This window comes from Oryzophilus luti, assembly GCF_059726245.1.
In genome coordinates, this window is sequence record NZ_AP040874.1 from 1,787,023 (window position 1) to 1,804,375 (window position 17,353).

Genomic DNA, 17,353 nt, shown 5'->3' on the forward strand with positions numbered 1-17,353 from the left:
TACACAATGCCTCTTCCAAAGCTGCGACTCAAAACGAAGCTTGTGCTCGCCATCAGCGGCATGGTGTGCGTGCTGGTGGTGGTGCTCTCGGCGCTCTACGTGTCGCAGATGATGAAGCAGCGCATCAGTTCCAGCTACACGGAGGCCGACTTCAGCGCGCACCAGATTCTGCACGGGGCGCGGCAGGCCGTGGAGGCCGATCTCTCCAACCTGCGCATTGACGTGAACGACCCCGCGCAGGTGCATGACGCGCTGGCGCACATCCTGCAGACCGATCCGCAGCTCGACGCGCTGCTGCAATCGGTCATCGGCTATAACGCCGAGGTCTTTGATGTGGCCATTGCCGACGCACAGGGCGCGGCACTGCTGCACACGGACCCGGCGGCGCTGGGCCACACGCTGCCGCAGCGCCCGGCGCTGGCGGAGTTGCGCGATGGCGGCATCGTCTCACAACTGCAGGCTGTCTACGGCGAGCCTCGTGTCTACGAACTGCGGCTGCCCATCCAACGCGGCGGCCAGCCCTTTGGCGAAATCCGCATTGGGCTCTCCACACTGTTTTTGAAAAACGAGCTGCGCCCCCAGCTCAACCACGCGCTCATCTTTTCAGCCGCGGCGGTGCTCATTTCCCTGCTGCTTGCGGCGGCGCTGTCGAACTTCGCGCTGCAGCCTCTCGAAGTAATTGGCCGCCGGCTGGACGCCATGGCCGCCGACGTTGCGCCCGCCGAGCCGGAGCCCGCGGTGAAGACCGACGAGTTCGGAGCGGTCAACACCAAGATCGACCGCCTGGGCCGCCAGATCCGCGATGTGAAGGAAGTCTTCTCCGCCTTGAAGGAAAACCTGGAACAGATCATGGCCACCTTGCAGGACGGCCTGATGCTGTTCACCCGCGACTCACGGCTGGTGCTTGTCAGCGCCAGCGCTGAACGCTTTGCCGGGCGTCCGCGCGGAGAGATGCTGGGCGCGAACGTGGAGCAGATTTTCGACGACACCACCGCGCTCGGCCGCCTTGTGCTGGTCGCCTTCGCCATCCATGAGGGCTTTGCCGCGCGAGAGATCATTGCCGAGGACGGCCACCGCCTGCAGGTTTCGCTCGACTTCATCGAGGAGAGCGGTCAGCCCATCGGCGCGCTGCTCACCATCCGCGACGCCGAGAGCGTGCGCCGCATTGAGAACGAGATCGAACTCTCGCACCGGCTGGCCTCTATCGGCCGCCTCACTTCGGGCGTGGCGCACGAGGTCAAGAACCCGATCAACGCCATCGTCATCCACCTGGAGATTCTGCGCGAACGCATCGTGCAGCTCGACCCGGAAACCCGCCGCCACATGGACATCATCACCAAGGAGATTCACCGGCTCGACCGCGTGGTGAAGACCCTTGTCGATTTCTCGCGGCCGGTGGACTTGAAGCTGACGGATTTTGACCTGCGCACGCTCGCCGCCGAGGTCGCCTCCCTGGCCGAGCCGGAGGCCGCGGGCCATAATGTAAGCATCGTGGTGGAACCCGCCAGCAGCGAACTGCACGTGCGCGCCGACGCCGACCTCATCCGTCAGGCGGTGCTCAACATCGTGCTCAACGGCGTGCAGGCCATGCCGGGGGGCGGCGCGCTCACCCTGCGCTCGCGCCTCGCCGGGCAGATGGCGGCGCTCGACATTCAGGACACGGGCACGGGCATTCCGCCCGAGCTGCGCGACAAGGTCTTCAACCTCTACTTCACCACCAAGCCGAGCGGCAGCGGCATTGGTCTGGCCATGAGCTACCGCGTGATGCAGATGCACAACGGCTCGCTGGAGTTCGACTCCGAAGCCGGACGCGGCACCACCTTCCACCTGCAACTGCCGTTGCAGCCGGGCCGCCTGCCCGCGCGCGAAACGGCTGCCGGCGCGACCGGCACCGCACAGGAACAGAAATGATGAACGCTCGTCGAAACCTATTGCTGCTCGTCGCCCTGAGCGCCACGCTGATGCTCAGCGGCTGCGGCGTGTTCAAGAAGAGAAAGCCGAACCTGCCCCCGGCACAGCCGCCCGCGATTGAGCAGCCAAAACCCGAACCGGCGCCCGCCGTGGTGGAGCCTGCGCCCGAACCCAAGCCGGAGACGGAAACGAAGCCCGCCACTCCCGCGCCCAGCACCACGACGAAGAAGCCCGCGCCACGCCGGAAGCCCGTGCACAAATCGGCACCAGCGGTGGTCAAGCCCGCAACGCCCCCGACCGCACCTGCGCCGGATCCCAAACCGGCTCTGGCCGCTCCGAGCAGCGAGTCCGTGCAGATTTCCGCCAGTGTGCCGGAGGGCGCGGCGGAGAACCAGCGCCGCGAAACCGAATCGCTGATCCAGAGGTCCGAGCAGAACCTGCAGAAGGTGACGCGTTCACTCAATGACAACGAGCAGGCCATGATGCGGCAGGCGCGCAACTACATCGCGCAGTCACGCGCGGCCACCCGCGACGGCGACTACGAACGCGCCCACAACCTGGCCATGAAGGCCAGCCTGCTCTCCGCCGAACTGGCCAAGTAGCCCCTTCGATCACGCAGAATGTTGAAGGCCCGCCGGTTGGCGGGCCTTGTGTTTGAAGGGGAAAATTTGGATTACGCAACGAGCCTAGGAATCACTGCACCCTCTGTACGTTTCCGGTCCTGCGGGTTCCCTGTTGCTGCAACCACTTTGCTTCTGCTCTTACGGCGTTTACTTTTCGGCCTTGGCGAGCGCCTCCATGAGCTGCTGCAGAACCTCGCGGCAGTTGGTGCCCTCGCTCATGGACTTTTCTACGGGGGCGAAGATACGGTCGACTTCCGCACGCATGGTCTGGCGGATGCGTTCGTACTCAGCCTCCCAGTTGGGGTTGTGGAGCACGCGGATCATGGTCAGCGCCGCACGGGCAGTAAGGTACTGCTCCTTGGAGAAGTCCAGGAAATCCACGCAAGCCCCGCGTTGCTCAACCACGGGCAATACTTCGCCCGCGGCCGGGCTCTTTTTCTCGACGTTCGTCGTCATAGCAGCGCTAGTATTGCCGCCGTCCCCGCCGCTGGCTGTGATGGGCTTCACAATCGCCTGTGTCTTTGGTTACGGCGCGGATACCGCCCTTCTGGGCCGCCCGGCGTGCGCGCAAGGCCCGGTTGCTGGTATTCTTGAATACAAGGGATTCCATCCACGGAGCACATAGAAAGAATGTCTAAGAGTCTTGAGGGGCGTATTGCCCTGGTGGTCGGCCTTGCCAATAAGCGCAGCATTGCCTGGGGAATTGCCCAGAAGCTGCATGAAGCCGGGGCCACGCTCGCCATCACCTATCAAAATGAGCGCATGAAAGCCGAAGCCGAGGACATGATCCTCTCGCTGCCCGGCGCCAAGGGCTTCCAGTGCGATGTGACGCGCGACGAGGAAATCGATCAGCTCTTCGCCGACCTGAAGCAGGAATACGGAAAACTGAACGTGCTGGTCCACTCGGTGGCGTTTGCCCCCTCGGCGGACCTGAAGGGCGACTTTGTCGACACCACGCGCGAGGGCTTCCGCATCGCCCACGACATCAGCGTCTACTCGCTCATCGCACTCACCCGCGGCGCACTGCCGTTGATGACCGATGGCGGCAGCGTCATGGCCATGACCTACTACGGCGCGGAAAAGGTTGTGCCCGGCTACAACATCATGGGCGTAGCCAAGGCCTCGCTGCAGTGCACGGTGCGCTACCTGGCCAACTCGGTCGGTGCGAAGAACATCCGCGTCAACGCGATTTCCGCCGGCCCCATCAAGACGCTGGCCGCGCGCGGTGTCGGCGGCTTTACCGACATGCTGAAGGTCAACGCCGAGCGCGCCCCGCTGAAGCGCAACGTGACGCAGGAAGAAGTCGGCGACCTGGCTGCATTCCTCGCCTCCGACGCGGCAGCCGCCATCACCGGCGACACCATCTTCGTCGACTGCGGCTCCAACATCGTCGCTGGCTAGTTTTTGGTTTTCGAATTTTCGCATTTCAGTATTTGTGAATTTGAGGCCGCGCCCCGAGCGCGGTCTTTCCTTTTGCGGGGAGCCGCAGCTCATCCCAGGTTAGCCGCGCCCTGTCGGGCTCGCCGAACCTGGGGCACCCAACCGCTAAGTTCGTCTCGTGCCGAGTGCCCCCTAGCAGAGCGTCATCCTGAGGAGCGTAGCGACAAAGGACCTGCTGTTCTCCCTGCCTTGTGATGGGATGCGGCTACTTGTGCGGCGCTTGATGGAGGCCGGTGGTCAGGCGAAGCTTGCGGGCGTCGGTGCCGTTGCGCGTGATGGCAATTTCGGCGTCGGCCAGGTTGACGATGCGCGGGAACTTCTCTCCCCACTCCACCAGCAGCAGGTTCTCCTCGTCGCGGACAAGGTCGTCAAGGCCCAGCCCGTCGAGTTCGCGGTCGGTTTCAATGCGGTAGAGATCGATGTGGTAGAGCGTGCGCTCGGGGCCCTGGTATTCGTGCACCAGCGTGAAGGTGGGGCTGGTGACGTCCTCGGCCTCGGCGGCTTGGAAGGCCTCGGCAATGCCCTTCACCAGCGTGGTCTTGCCCGCGCCAAGGTCTCCGCGCAGCAGCACCAGCCGCGCGTGGGCAAGCTGCGGCGCCAACTCATGGCCAAGCCGTATGGTATCTTCCGCCGAGCTGCTCGTGAACTCCTGAACCATGGCTGCATTTTCGCACAGCGCGTGCAGCGCGGCGCGGCAAATCTCACCCCAGGAGAACCAGTTCTTCCTGCGCCAGCTCGCGCGTGCGGCGCACCGCTTCCGGCAGGAAGTGCAGCAGGTCGGTGGCAATCAACGCCTGCTCGCCGAGCACGTGGCAGGCGGCGTCTCCGGCGGCTCCGTGCAGGTAAACCGCCGCGCAGACGGCCGCGAGCACCTGCTGTGGAAACTGTCCGATCAGCCCGGCAATCATGCCGGTCAGAATGTCTCCCGTGCCGCCGGTAGCCATGCCGGGATTGCCCGTGGTGTTCACCCAGGCAGCTCCGTCGGGTGCGGCCACAATCGTCCGATGGCCCTTCAGCACCACAATGACGTTCCATCGGCGTGCGGCGTCGCGCGCGCACCCCAGGCGCTCGCGCTGCACCTCGGCCACGCTCACGCCCAGCAGCCGCGCCATTTCGCCGGGATGCGGCGTAAGCACCAGCGTGCGATGCGTGCCGCGCAGCTCGCTCGGGTGCTCCTCAAATGCGTTCAGCCCGTCGGCGTCGAGCACCGTGGGCACCGTGGGATGGTGCGCCAGCGCTCGCACCAGCGCAGCCGTCTCCGGATGCCGCGAAACGCCCGGACCAAGCGCAAGCACACTTCGCGTCTGCAACAGCTTTTCCGCCGCCTTGCGCGCTCCGGTCATCAGCGTGCCTTCGGCGGTCTCCGCCAGTGGCTCGGTCATCAGCTCCGGCGCAAAGCCCGCCACGGTCGGCAGCACGCTCAGCGGCGTAGCCACCGTCACCAGCCCGGCTCCGGCGCGCAACGCGGCCATGCCGCACATGGCGGCGGCACCGGCTTTACCCAACGAGCCTCCGATGACGAGAACATGCCCGAAGCGACCCTTGTTCGCCTCCAGCTCACGCGGTACCAGCAACGGCGCCACTTCCCGCGCGGTGATGACGTTCAGGTTCTGAGCGGAGACGACAGCCTCATCCGGCGAGCCAATGCCTGTGACCACGACGGGGCCGCGCGTAAGCTGCCCGAACAAATGTGCCGGACGCGGCACGGTAAAGGTGATGACCGCCGAGGCCCGTGCGCGGCCATCTTTCTGCGCCGTGTGCGCGTCGGCATCGATGCCGGAAGGAATGTCCACGGCCAGCACCGGCGCCGAGGTATGGTTCAGCGCCGCAATGGCCGAAGCGGCCAGCCCGCGCACCGGCGGCTTGAAGCCCGTGCCAAGAATGGCGTCAATGATGAGATCGGCGTGACCGAACGAGCGGCCCACTTCGGCGGCCAGCCCGCGTTCGTCGTGCACCAGCACGGCCCGCAGCGGCAGCCGCGCATACATGGCGGCGGCATCGTTCTTTAAATCCTGCGGAGCGCCCAGCAGCACAACTTCCACAATGCGTCCGGCGTGGTGCAGGTGGCGGGCCGCCACAAAACCGTCTCCGCCGTTGTTGCCCTTGCCGCACAGCACGGTGATGCGCTGCGCCTGCGACCAGTGCTGCAGCGCGTACTGCGCCACGGCGGCTCCGGCGTTCTCCATCAGGGTGAGCGACGGCACGCCATACTTCTCGCTGCTGGCAAGGTCGATCGCGCGCATCTCTTCGGCGCTGACAATCTTCATTGCAATCCCCTAGTTCCCGCCGCGCGCCAGGGCCTCCAGCCGGTGCAGCATCTCGGAGCTGCCCATGACGATCAGGCGGTCTCCGGCCTGCATGCGGTCTTCCGGCGTGGGGTTGTAACGCATGGCGCAGCCTTCACTCTTGATGGCCAGAATGTTGATGTCCAGGTCGTTGCGGATGCCGGATTCGCGCAGCGTGGTACCCACGTAGCGCGAGTGGGGATGAAGCACGATCTCTTCCATCTCCAGCCCCAGTTCCTCGTTGCGCACCAGCGCAATTTCCAGGAAGTCGACGACGTTGGGGCGCAGGAACGCCTGCGCAATGCGGTGTCCGGCGTAGACGTAGGGCGAGATGACGCTGTCGGCTCCGGCCGTGCGCATGTGCTTCTCGGCGTTCTCCTCGCTGGCCCGCGCAATAATGCTGAGCTTCGGGTTGAGGCTGCGCGCGGTCAACACAATAAAGGTGTTGGTGGCGTCCGTGGTGGTGGCGGCCACCAGCCCGGCGGCACGCTCAATGTGCGCCTGCTTCAGGATGGCTTCCTGCGTGGCGTCGCCGGTGATCATCAGGAACTCATCCGCGTAATGCGCGGCCTTCTCCGGCTTGCCCTCGATAATCACAAACGGTGCGGGCTTGGAGGCCAGTTCGCGGCCCACGCTGCGGCCCACACGGCCGGCACCGCAGATGATGTAATGCCCCTTCAAGCGATCGATGTCGCGTTCCATTCTCCGCCTGCCAAACAGCTCATTGAACTCGAATTCTAACAAAGCCTGTGTGAGCGTCCCGATGATGATGAGCACGGTGCCCACGCCGCTGATGATGAGAAACACGTTGAAGACGCGCCCCGCGTGCGAGAGCGGGTGCACCTCCTGGTAGCCGATGGTCGTCAGCGTGGTCAGCACCATGTAGAAGCCATCGAAGTACGGCCAGCCTTCCAGGTAATGGAAGCCGAGCGTGCCGGTGACCACCACCAGCACGAGCACCATGCAGAGCAACCGGAGATTGCGCAGAGCCTTCATCGTCTGAACGGAGTCTATCGCGCTGAGGGTGAATATTGAAGGTCGCGGAGGTGGAAACTTGCGCCGGGTACCGCGCATGGCAACCTGTACGGCACGCCTTCCCGCCGCTGCAGCAACATCAATGCGGGAGAATGCGCATGTCCTGTGCAGAACATGCGTGACATGCGATGTGTGGATTTCCGGTGGAAAAGCAGAAGGCCCTCCGCGCGGGAGGGCCTTCGAGTTTCAAGCATGGATCGCGGTTAGTCGGCGTTCGAAGCTTCCTGCTCGGCCACCAGCGCCTGCACGTGGCTGTGGTGACGTCCGTAGAGGAAGTAGATGAACAGGCCGATGATGAGCCAGACTATCAGACGGATCCAGTTCACGGCGCCGAGCTTCAGCATCATGTAGCCGTTGAACAGGATGCCCAGCGCGGGCAGCAGCGGCACCAGCGGCGCGCGGAACGGACGATGACGCTCCGGAGCCGTGTGGCGCAGGATGATGACCGCGATGCAGACGATGACGAACGCCAGCAGAGTGCCAATGTTCACCATCTTGCCGATGTCGTCGATGGGCGTGACGCTGCCCACGATGGCCGCCAGGAATCCGACCAGAATGGTGTTCTTGTATGGCGTGCGGAACTTCGGGTGAATCTCGGCGAAGAACTTCTTGGGCAGCAGGCCGTCATGCGCCATGGCGTAGAGAACGCGGGTCTGGCCCAGCAACATAACGAGCATGACGCTGGTGAGTCCGGCGAGCGCGCCCAGGGTGATGATGTGCGAGGCGCCCACAAGGTTGCGGTCGAGGAAGGCGCGCGCGATCGGCGCTTCAATGTTCACGTCCTGCCACGGCACCATGCCGGTCAGCACGGCGGCCACCGCAATGTACAGCACGGTGCAGACCAGCAGCGAGACGATGATGCCGATGGGCAGATCGCGCTGCGGGTTCTTGGCCTCCTGCGCCGTGGTGGAAACCGCATCAAAGCCGATGTAGGCGAAGAAAATGTATGCCGCGCCCGCGCCAATGCCGCCGAAGCCGTAGGGCGCGAAGCTGTGCCAGCTGTTGCCCCAGTTGCTGGGCGAAACATAGTGCATGCCAAGCAGGATGACGAACAGCACCACCGCAACCTTCACGACCACGATGGAGGCGTTGAACTTGGCGCTCTCCTTGATGCCGACGACAAGGATAGCGGTGATGACCAGAGCAATCACGAACGCTGGCAGGTTGAAGCCGATCTCCACGCCGAACAGGTGCGGAGCCGCGAGCAGGTCATGCGCGCGCTGCGCCAGTTCCGTCGAGCCCGAAGCCTTGACGGCGTCGAAGGCCTTGATGAACTCGGGCGTGCCCGGGATGAGGCCGGGGTTGGCAGCCGTCGTCATCTGGCGGGCCACAATGTCGCGCGCCATGCGCAGGCCGGTCCAGTGGTCATAGGCCAGCCACAGCGGCATGCGGATGCCGAAGATGTTCAGGAACTCGATAAAGTGGTTGGACCAGCCGGAGCTGACGGTGCTGGCGCCCATGGCGTATTCCAGCGTCAAATCCCAGCCGATGATCCAGGCAAACAGCTCGCCCAGCGTGGCGTAGGCGTAGGTGTAAGCGCTGCCCGCCAGCGGAATCATGGCGGCAAACTCGGCGTAGCAGAGGCCCGCGAAAGCGCAGCCCAGACCGCTGATGACGAACGAGAGCATCAAGCCGGGTCCGGCGTAGTGAGCGCCCAGCCCGGAGAGCACGAAGATACCCGCGCCAATGATGGCGCCAATGCCCAGCGCGGTCAGCGAAAACGGTCCGAGCGCACGCTTTAAGCTGTGCTCGTTGTCTTCACTCGCCTCCGCCATCAGCAGATCCAGCGGTTTGGTAACCAGCAGTTTCGACATTCCGAGAGACTCTCCTTCGTTCGTATGCCGGCCTCAGGCCAGCCTGTGTGCAGTGCCGCTAGGCAGCTTGCGGCTTCCGCCACAGGTAATAGACCGGTATGCCCAGCAGAACAATCGCCAGGCCCGGCCAGGTGTATTGCGGTTTATAACGCAACAAGACTACATCAATCGCCAGCGCCATCAGTACATAAATGGCGGGCAGGAACGGATAGCCGACGGCACGATACGGCCGCGGCGCGTCCGGCTGTTTCACCCTCAGCACGAACAACCCAACCAGGGTGAGCACGTAGAAAACCAGCACAGCAAAAATCGTGTAATCGAGCAGTTGCCCGTAGCTGCCGCTCAGGCAGAGCACGCTGGTCCAGGCAGCCTGCACCAGAAGGCTCACCGCCGGAGTCTTGTACTTCGGATGCAGTTCGCCCACCTTGCGGAAGAACAGCCCGTCACGGGCCATGGTGTAGTAAACGCGCGCGCCGGCCAGCAGCATTCCATTCGCGCAACCAAAGGTTGAAACCAGTATGGCGACCGCCATCAGCCCCGCACCAGCCGCGCCGAACATCTGCTGCAGCACGGCGGTAGCTACGCGGTCTTCCTTGGCATAGGCAATGCCGCGCGTGAAGATCGACAGGCCGTTCGCATCGCCCATCATGGGCAGCGCCAGCAGGTAGACAAGATTTGCGGCGATATACAGCAGAATGACAACGCCGGTGCCGAGCGCCAGCGAAAGCGGCAGGTTGCGATGCGGGTTCTTCACTTCCCCGGCCGTGAAGGTCACATTGTTCCAGGCGTCGGCGGAAAACAGCGAGCCTACCTGCGCCACAGCCAGTACGGTCAGCGTGCCCACCAGGGCCGTTGCTCCGGAGACGCCCACCGGGATCAGGTGCAGCGTGCCGAAGCCCGCGCCCTTCCAGAAATTAGTCCCGAAGTTGGCGGCGATGGCCGCGTGGTTCGCGCCAAGGAAAACGCCGAAAAAGACCAGCCCGAGCAGCGAGGCCACCTTGGCGAAGGTGAAGATGTTCTGCACCAGCGCGCCGGTTTTGACGCCGAAGATGTTCACCACCGAGAGCAGCACGATCAGCACCACGGCCACAAGGTTCTGCGTGTTCAACCCCACGTCCATGTTGCCGAGCACCATCGGCCCGACAGTGATGGGCGGGACCTTGTAGATATGCAGGATCCAGTGATCGCCCGAGATGGCGGGCCAGAGGACGCCGAGGAACTTGCCGAAGGCCACGCCGACGGCGGCAATCGTGCCGGTCTGTATGACGAGAAACAGCGTCCAGCCGTAGAGGAAGCCCCACAGCGGCCCCAAGGCCTCCCGCAGGTAGACGTACTGGCCGCCGGCCTTGGGCATCATCGCCGCCAGTTCGCCGTAGCTGAGCGCGGCGGAGATGGTCATGAAGGCCGTGATGAGCCAGGCCGCCAGCAGCAACGCCGGTGATTGCACCAGGCGAGCCATATCTGCGGTGACGATGAACACGCCGGAGCCGATCATCGAGCCCATCACAAGCGTGGTTGCGCTGGTCAGTCCGAGACCTTTTACAAGCTCTGGCTGGCTGGTATGCACCTGTGGCGTTCCGACCGATGGCTCGGGCAAACGGGGGCTCCTTGGACTGAAAAACTCGACCTGAGGGGACGTACGGGCGGCAACGCTGGCCGCAAAAAACTCTTGTGAAGAATCTACAACAATATGCGCAAAAAGTGTGCAGCCGTTTCACGCGGAGCATGCAAAAGCGCTCCGATGACCGCCACCGCGTCCGCACCGGCCGCAAGGACTTCCGGCGCACGCTCCAGGCTGACGCCGCCAATTGCCACCAGCGGACGCCCGGCACCAACTGCCTCGCGCGCCGCACGCACGCCCTCCAGCCCCACCACGGGGTCCGGGTTCAGTTTGCTCGCGGTGCCGTAGACCGGGCCAATGGCGAGATAGTCGGCGGAGCTGCGGGCCGCTGCCTGCAACTGCGCCACGTTGTGCGTGCTCACACCCAGCAGCCGCCCTGGCCCGAGGATGGCCCGCGCCTCTTCCGGCGGCAGATCGTCCTGCCCCACGTGCACGCCGTCGAAGCCGGCGGCCACGCAGAGGTCGGCACGGTCGTTCAGGATGAGCTTCACCGTCTGCGGTAACGCGGCACGCAGCGCCCTCGCCTGCTCCAGCACCTCGCGAGGCGCAAGGTCCTTGGCGCGGTATTGCAGCAGCGTGACGCCGCCTGCCGCCAGTTCGCTGGCGAATGCGCACACGCGCCGTGCGTCGGGCACACGGCCATCCAGTTGCGCCAGCGACGTGACATCAAGAATTGCGTACAGGCGGGGGAGCATGTTCAGAAGTATAAACGCCACGCAGACGGCACCGGCGGCCCGAAGGCCGCCGATGTTCGCAAAACAGTGTCTGTGAGTGCTGCGCGCCGGACTACTCGGCCGCCACCGCTTCTTCCTGTTTGGCCGCTTCGCGCTTCTGCTTTTCTTCCTCAAGGAAGCGCTCCATGAACTTCGTGTCAAAGTTGCCGGAGACGAAATCCGGGTGCGACATGATTTTCATCTGCAGCGGAATCGAGGTGTAGATGCCCTCGACGATGAACATTTCCAGCGCGCGCTTCATGCGCGAGATGGCCTCGGTGCGGTCCTTGCCCCGCACGATCAGCTTGGCAATCAGCGAGTCGTAATACGGCGGCACAACGCCTTCGGTGTAGAGAGCCGTGTCCACGCGCACGCCGGTTCCGCCCGGCAGGTGGAACGTGGTGATCTTGCCCGCCGACGGCGTGAACTTCTCCGGATGCTCGGCGTTGATGCGGCACTCGATGGCGTGTCCGTGATGCTGGATCGGCCCCTGCAGCACCTCGTCGAGCTTGTGCCCGGCGGCGATGCGGATCTGGCTCTTCACCAGGTCGACGTTGGTCACCATCTCCGTCACCGGATGCTCCACCTGGATGCGGGTGTTCATCTCGATGAAGTAGAGCTTGTGATCCTCGTCCATCAGGAACTCGATGGTGCCGGCGTTGACGTAGCCGATCTTCGACAGCGTCTTTTCCAGCATGCCGCCAATGCGCTTGCGCATCTCCTCGGTCACCACGACCGAAGGCGATTCTTCCAGCAGCTTCTGGTGGCGGCGCTGGATACTGCACTCGCGCTCGCCGAGGGAGACCACCTTGCCATACTCATCGGCCAGAATCTGGAACTCGATGTGGCGCGGCTGCTCCACGAACTTCTCCATGTAGAGGTCGCCGTTGCCGAACGCCGCAGCCGCTTCCGACTGCGCCGACTGGAACAGATGCGGCAGTTCCTCTTCCGAGCGGATGACGCGCATGCCGCGTCCGCCGCCACCGGCTGAGGCCTTCACAATCACCGGGAAGCCGACCTGCTTCGCCCACTCAATCGCCTCTTCCACGGTCGGCACCACGCCGTCCGAGCCGGGCAAAATGGGCACGCCCGCTTCCTTCATCGCCTGGCGGGCCTTTTCCTTCTCGCCCATCATGCGCATCACGTTCGGCGGAGGGCCGATGAACTTGATGCCGCACGCCTGGCAGACTTCGGCAAAGTTGGCATTCTCACTCAGCAGGCCGTAGCCGGGGTGGATGGCGTCGACGTTGGCGATTTCAGCGGCCGAGATGACGGCCGGAATGTTCAGATAGCTGTCCGCCGGACGCGGCGGGCCAATGCAGATGGCCTCGTCGGCAAAGCGCACATGCAGGCTGTTGCGGTCGGCCTCGCTGTAGATGGCCACCGCCTTGATGCCCAGTTCCTTGCAGGCGCAGATGATGCGCAGCGCAATCTCGCCGCGATTTGCAACCAGTATCTTCTTGAACACGCGCGTGCCTCCGTGAATGAGCGCTAGCGCGCGCGGACAGAAAACAGCGGCTGGCCGTATTCGACCGGCTGCCCGTTGGAGACCAGGCACTTGACGATTTCGCCGGACACATCCGACTCAATCTCGTTCATCAGCTTCATGGCCTCGACAATGCAGATCGCCTGTCCGGCCTTCACCGAATCCCCCGGCTTGACGAATGCGGGCGCACCGGGAGAAGGAGCCTCGTAATAGGTGCCCACGATCGGCGACTTCACAATGTGCAGTCCCGCCTCTTCGGCCGGAGCGGCAGCGGCAGGAGCCGCCGGAGCCGCAGCAACCGGTGCCGGTGCAGCCGCCACAGGCGCGGCCACTACCGGAGCGGCAGCCATCACAGGCGCCTGCAGGGTCACAACCTGCGCGGGCGCCGTCCCCGGACGCTTCACACGCACCTTCAAATCGCCCTGTTCAAGTTCGAACTCGGCAATATCTTTGTCGACCAGGAATTTAATGAGCTCTTTCAGTTCCTTTGGATTCATGCGCTCTCAATGGGCGGGCCGATGGCCGCGCCGGGATTCGGCGGCTTCGCGAAAGGCGTTGTTCCGGTTGCAACCGGGCGTCTCTCTGCCCGGCGGAATTGGCGGAACCCGTCCCCTTCCGAAGCTGCTCTAAAGTTCGATCAGATCCTTGGTCACCGGCGTCAGCCGCTCGGCGCCTTTCCCTGTGACCACCACGGTGTCCTCGATGCGTATGCCGCACCGTCCCGCAAGGTAAATGCCGGGCTCGATGGTAATGACCATGCCCGGCTCCAGCACGGTCGTCTGACCGGCTGCGACTCTTGGCAACTCGTGTATTTCCAGCCCCACCCCGTGCCCCGTGGAGTGCGTAAAGTACTTTGCCAACCGGTGGCGGCGCAGCGTTCCACGCGCAGCCTCATCCACTTCGCCGGTGGTCGCCCCGGGACGAACCGAGGCTACAGCCGCCAGTTGTGCCTCTAACACCGCCTGATACAACAACTTGGACTCGGCAGGCGCGGCCCCGATGTGCACAGTGCGCGTCATATCGGAGCAGTAATCATTGAGTATAACACCGTAGTCGAGCACCACGAACCCGCGCCGGGGCAGCCGTGCCGACGACGCCACGCCGTGCGGCATGGCCGACCGAACGCCCCCGGCAATGATGGTTTCAAACGACATGGCGCTGGCTCCCGCCTTGCGCGCGCCATACTCCAGCCACGCCGCCGCCTCCTGCTCCGGCCGCCCCGGGACCAGCCGCTTCAGCAGCCCCGGAAACAGCTTGCAGCCCAGCAGCGCGGCCGCGCGCATGCGCCGAAGCTCTGCGGCATCCTTGACCATGCGCTGATGCTCGACCGCCGCTCGGGTTTCCACCAGACGCACCGGAGAGCCTCGCAGCTCGCGCAGGGCCGCCGTGCGCGAGGCCACCGTCATGTGCTCAGCCTCAATGCCAAGACGACGCACACCGAAAGCCTTCGCGGCCTCCAGTGCGGCGGAGAACGCGGTCTTGCCCTTGGGCACCACAACGCGCGCGCCCGCCACCTGCTTGCGGGCCTGCTCACCATAACGGCCATCGGTGAAGAACAAGCTCCGCTTGGCCACCAGCAGCACGCCCGCACTACCGGTAAAACTGGAGAGATACTGCACATTGGGCATGTGCGTGACCAGCAGGGCATCCACCTCATGCTCCGCCAGCCGCGTGCAAAGAGCCTCAAGCCTCATGTTGTGTTTCATCGGCCGAATTGTAATGGATTCCGCCGCCCGCAGCGCAACGCGAGTCTCCCCACCGGCCCACATAGGGCTGCGGAGAACTCATCCGTCAATCTTCTCCTCAAACAGCAGCGGCCCCCTTGCGGGGGCCACTGTGCCTTACCTTCAGGGAGAACAACTTGTCCGCGGCCCGAGGGCCGGAAAACCGGGTTTAGTGTTCGACGATCTTCGGCGTGATGAAGAACATCAACTCGTTCGTCTTGGTGGAAACCGAACGCGACTTGAACAGGTTGCCCAGAATCGGGATGCTGCCGAGCAGCGGTGTCTGCGTGATGGAGACGGAGTTGGTCGTCTGGATGACGCCGCCGATGACCACCGTTCCACCGTCGCTGACCAACACCTGCGTCTTGGCCTGCTGGGTGTTCAGGGTCGGGTTGCTCTGCACCGTCTGGCCAAAGTCGGCCGAGGTGTTTTCCACGTCCACGTTCAGGAAGATGGTGTTCTCGGCGGTGATCTGCGGCGTGACGGTCAGGCGCAACTCAGCAGGAACGTAAGTGGTGCTCGCTGCGTTATTGCTGCCGTTGCTGGTCGTGATCGGGATCTTCTGGCCCTGTTCGATCACGGCCTGCACGTTGTTCTGGGTCACCACCCGCGGACGGGAGAGAACCTTGGCCAGACCGCGGCTTTCGGCCATCTGCAGGATGGTGTCAATGCGGTAGTTCTTGGTGGCGTTGACGAAGTTCAATCCGCTGGTTACCGACGAAATGCTTTGGTCGCTGAACAGCGGAATGGAGCCCGCCGTGGCCGCAGAGGTCAGGTAATACGGGGTCAGGCCGGTGATCTTGTTGGAAGAATCCGCGGCCGAGCCACCCACGGAACTGACGCCGTTGCCCCAGGCAAAGCCCAGTTGCACACCCAGGTCGCGGGCAAAATTGCGGCTGGCGGAAACCACGCGCGCCTCAATCTCCACCTGCTGCGTCTTGCGGTCCAACTGGCTGATCAGCCGGTCGAGAGTGGGCAGTGAGCTCGGAATATCGCGGATGATCAGCGCGTTGGTGCGGTCGTCGGCAATCACATCGCCGCGCTCGCTGAGGAACTTCTTGACCACGGGCAGAACGTCCTTGGTGTGGGCGTAGCTGAGGAAGCGGGTCACGGTCTGGGTGTCCACGCTCTTGGCCAGCGCCTGCTGGTGCTGGCTGCGCAGGTCGGCTTCCTTCTTCAGGGTTTCAACCGACGCAATGCGCAGCACGTTGCCATCAAGGGTGCGTTCCAGCGAGTGATTGGCCAGCACGATATCCAGCGCCTGATCCCAGGGGACATCATTCAGCACCAGAGTTTCCCGGCCGCTGACGCTGGGGTCCATGACGATGTTGAGGCCGCTGATTTCACTGATAAGGCGGAAGAAATCCTTCAGGTCGACGTCGCGCAAGTTCACCGAGATGGGCTCGCCCGTGTACTTGGGGCGGTTCCTGGCAGGCGTAGCACCTTCTCCCTTCGCCTGCTCGGCGGCCATGTTGACGGCCGGGCCAAGCTTGCCTCCGGGAGCGCTCTCCGGAACAGCCTGTGGTTTGGGAGTGGCGGTGGCATCGAGCGTCTGCGCGGCGGCATCGGCATCGGCAGCCGGGCTCTTGGGCTTGTAGGTCGGCTCCACGTAGGCGAAGTCACGCGCAGTCGGCGGAGGCACTGCCGCAGCGGTCGTAACCGGAGCCGGCGTGCTCGGCGCAGGCTGAGCCGAGGACTTCGGCGCAACATAGGAAGATACCGGCGCCGGAGCAGGCTGTGAAGCCGCCAGAGCTTCGGATGTGCCGTGCAGCTTCACCACAATCTTGCCGGCCTGCTGCTCGGTCTTGAAGGTGCGCGGTCCCTTCAGGTCCACAACCAGCCGGGTCACCGGCGGATTGACCTGGTAGCGGCCCACGCGGATATCCTTCACGTCCGAGGAATTGACATGAATGTTGTGCGTGCGCATCTGCGGTACGGCGTCGGGAATGTCGATCACAAGGCGATCGGGGTTGCGCAACACCATCGACTTTGCCTCGTTGGCGCCGACGATGGTGATCTCCGGGCCATCCTCGCCACGGGCAACCTGCACGTCGCGGATGATGGAACCGGCAACCACCGCGGGCAGCGGGCTGGCCGAATGCGAACTGGCATGACGCACCGGCTTGCCTTCAGGAGCCGGGGACGCCTTGGCCACGGTCTGCGGCTTGGGCGCGGGCTGAACCTTGGGCTGCGCAGGTACCTGGGCCACCGGAGCCTTGGCGACCGGAGCCGGAGCCGGGCTGGACGCCTTGGCACTGGAGGCAGCGCCCTGGCTGAGCTGAATCTCAACGCCATCCTTGGCGCTGGCCGCCTTGGCCGTCACGCCGGGGTTGAGCTTCAACTCCACCTTGGTTGACTCCACGCCATTGGCCCCCTTGAAGGTCAGGACGCGGTAGGACTTCACCAGCGGCGAATTCAGCGTCTTATCGCGCTCGCGAAGAGCCGCCGAAGTGCCGACCAGGTTGACGTCGAAGGTGGTTTCGTCGGCATGGAATTCGTTGTGAGTCACCGTGCCCGAGGTCTTCAGCACGACCACGGCCGTGCCGTTGCCTTGGGACACGCTCACACCCGTCAGCTGCGAACCGGTTGCGGCCATCGCAGTCAGCGCCATCGCGCTCATCATCAAGAACAGTACACCGACTAGATACTTGAGCCTCATTGCCATCTCCTCGCCAGGCCGAAACCAGACCTTGCGCGCATC

14 protein-coding genes are annotated in these 17,353 nt (G+C 64.0%); 3 read left to right on the forward strand and 11 right to left on the reverse strand.

Annotated elements, in window-relative coordinates:
* Positions 1–6: 6 nt before the first annotated feature.
* A complete protein-coding gene (locus AC6IZO_RS07705; RefSeq protein ID WP_497809637.1) occupies positions 7–1,911 on the forward strand; it encodes an ATP-binding protein in 1,905 nt (634 codons plus the stop codon).
* Positions 1,908–2,513: a hypothetical protein gene (locus AC6IZO_RS07710; protein WP_497809639.1), complete on the forward strand. Its 606-nt coding sequence runs from the start codon at positions 1,908–1,910 to the stop codon at positions 2,511–2,513. The genes AC6IZO_RS07705 and AC6IZO_RS07710 overlap by 4 nt, the downstream gene beginning before the upstream one ends.
* Positions 2,514–2,681: 168 nt before the next feature.
* On the opposite strand, the gene AC6IZO_RS07715 is transcribed toward AC6IZO_RS07710, so the two are convergent.
* Complete coding sequence (locus tag AC6IZO_RS07715; RefSeq protein WP_497809641.1) at positions 2,682–2,990, reverse strand: hypothetical protein; 309 nt, start codon at positions 2,988–2,990, stop codon at positions 2,682–2,684.
* 174 nt (positions 2,991–3,164) lie between these two features.
* Between AC6IZO_RS07715 and AC6IZO_RS07720 the strand changes: the two genes are divergently transcribed.
* Positions 3,165–3,935: an enoyl-ACP reductase FabI gene (locus tag AC6IZO_RS07720; RefSeq protein ID WP_497809643.1), complete on the forward strand. Its 771-nt coding sequence runs from the start codon at positions 3,165–3,167 to the stop codon at positions 3,933–3,935.
* Positions 3,936–4,179: 244 nt separating this feature from the next.
* Here the strand turns inward: AC6IZO_RS07720 and tsaE are convergent, their stop codons facing one another.
* From tsaE to AC6IZO_RS07770, 10 genes are all read right to left on the reverse strand, one after another.
* Complete coding sequence (gene tsaE, locus AC6IZO_RS07725; RefSeq protein ID WP_497809645.1) at positions 4,180–4,632, reverse strand: tRNA (adenosine(37)-N6)-threonylcarbamoyltransferase complex ATPase subunit type 1 TsaE; 453 nt, start codon at positions 4,630–4,632, stop codon at positions 4,180–4,182.
* A 43-nt stretch (positions 4,633–4,675) separates the two neighbouring features.
* On the reverse strand, positions 4,676–6,241 hold the full coding sequence (locus AC6IZO_RS07730) for an NAD(P)H-hydrate dehydratase (protein WP_497809647.1): 1,566 nt from the start codon (positions 6,239–6,241) through the stop codon (positions 4,676–4,678).
* A gap of 9 nt (positions 6,242–6,250) precedes the next feature.
* Positions 6,251–7,255 carry a potassium channel family protein gene (locus AC6IZO_RS07735; protein WP_497809649.1) on the reverse strand — a complete coding sequence of 335 codons (1,005 nt, stop codon included), beginning with the start codon at positions 7,253–7,255 and terminating at the stop codon, positions 6,251–6,253.
* Between the two features lie 242 nt (positions 7,256–7,497).
* Entirely contained in the window at positions 7,498–9,108 is a 1,611-nt protein-coding gene (locus tag AC6IZO_RS07740) for an amino acid permease (protein WP_497809651.1), read from the reverse strand.
* A gap of 58 nt (positions 9,109–9,166) precedes the next feature.
* Positions 9,167–10,705, reverse strand: coding sequence for an APC family permease (locus AC6IZO_RS07745; protein WP_497809653.1), 1,539 nt, complete (start codon positions 10,703–10,705; stop codon positions 9,167–9,169).
* Between the two features lie 83 nt (positions 10,706–10,788).
* Positions 10,789–11,424, reverse strand: a complete 636-nt coding sequence (thiE, locus tag AC6IZO_RS07750; protein ID WP_497809655.1) for a thiamine phosphate synthase — start codon at positions 11,422–11,424, stop codon at positions 10,789–10,791.
* 91 nt (positions 11,425–11,515) lie between these two features.
* Positions 11,516–12,910, reverse strand: a complete 1,395-nt coding sequence (gene accC, locus AC6IZO_RS07755; RefSeq protein WP_497809657.1) for an acetyl-CoA carboxylase biotin carboxylase subunit — start codon at positions 12,908–12,910, stop codon at positions 11,516–11,518.
* A 23-nt stretch (positions 12,911–12,933) separates the two neighbouring features.
* On the reverse strand, positions 12,934–13,425 hold the full coding sequence (accB, locus tag AC6IZO_RS07760) for an acetyl-CoA carboxylase biotin carboxyl carrier protein (protein ID WP_497809659.1): 492 nt from the start codon (positions 13,423–13,425) through the stop codon (positions 12,934–12,936).
* Between the two features lie 129 nt (positions 13,426–13,554).
* On the reverse strand, positions 13,555–14,622 hold the full coding sequence (locus AC6IZO_RS07765) for a M24 family metallopeptidase (protein ID WP_497809661.1): 1,068 nt from the start codon (positions 14,620–14,622) through the stop codon (positions 13,555–13,557).
* A 199-nt stretch (positions 14,623–14,821) separates the two neighbouring features.
* Positions 14,822–17,311, reverse strand: a complete 2,490-nt coding sequence (locus AC6IZO_RS07770) for a type IV pilus secretin family protein (protein ID WP_497809663.1) — start codon at positions 17,309–17,311, stop codon at positions 14,822–14,824.
* Positions 17,312–17,353: the final 42 nt, after the last annotated feature.

What these genes read in the sequence shown, in the direction of transcription:
- AC6IZO_RS07705 (WP_497809637.1), top strand. Translation starts at nt 7, where the DNA reads ATGCCTCTTCCAAAGCTGCGACTCAAAACGAAGCTTGTGCTCGCCATC.
- AC6IZO_RS07710 (WP_497809639.1), top strand. Translation starts at nt 1,908, where the DNA reads ATGATGAACGCTCGTCGAAACCTATTGCTGCTCGTCGCCCTGAGCGCC.
- AC6IZO_RS07715 (WP_497809641.1), bottom strand. Translation starts at nt 2,990, where the DNA reads ATGACGACGAACGTCGAGAAAAAGAGCCCGGCCGCGGGCGAAGTATTG.
- AC6IZO_RS07720 (WP_497809643.1), top strand. Translation starts at nt 3,165, where the DNA reads ATGTCTAAGAGTCTTGAGGGGCGTATTGCCCTGGTGGTCGGCCTTGCC.
- tsaE (WP_497809645.1), bottom strand. Translation starts at nt 4,632, where the DNA reads ATGGTTCAGGAGTTCACGAGCAGCTCGGCGGAAGATACCATACGGCTT.
- AC6IZO_RS07730 (WP_497809647.1), bottom strand. Translation starts at nt 6,241, where the DNA reads ATGAAGATTGTCAGCGCCGAAGAGATGCGCGCGATCGACCTTGCCAGC.
- AC6IZO_RS07735 (WP_497809649.1), bottom strand. Translation starts at nt 7,255, where the DNA reads ATGAAGGCTCTGCGCAATCTCCGGTTGCTCTGCATGGTGCTCGTGCTG.
- AC6IZO_RS07740 (WP_497809651.1), bottom strand. Translation starts at nt 9,108, where the DNA reads ATGTCGAAACTGCTGGTTACCAAACCGCTGGATCTGCTGATGGCGGAG.
- thiE (WP_497809655.1), bottom strand. Translation starts at nt 11,424, where the DNA reads ATGCTCCCCCGCCTGTACGCAATTCTTGATGTCACGTCGCTGGCGCAA.
- accB (WP_497809659.1), bottom strand. Translation starts at nt 13,425, where the DNA reads ATGAATCCAAAGGAACTGAAAGAGCTCATTAAATTCCTGGTCGACAAA.
- AC6IZO_RS07765 (WP_497809661.1), bottom strand. Translation starts at nt 14,622, where the DNA reads ATGAGGCTTGAGGCTCTTTGCACGCGGCTGGCGGAGCATGAGGTGGAT.
- AC6IZO_RS07770 (WP_497809663.1), bottom strand. Translation starts at nt 17,311, where the DNA reads ATGAGGCTCAAGTATCTAGTCGGTGTACTGTTCTTGATGATGAGCGCG.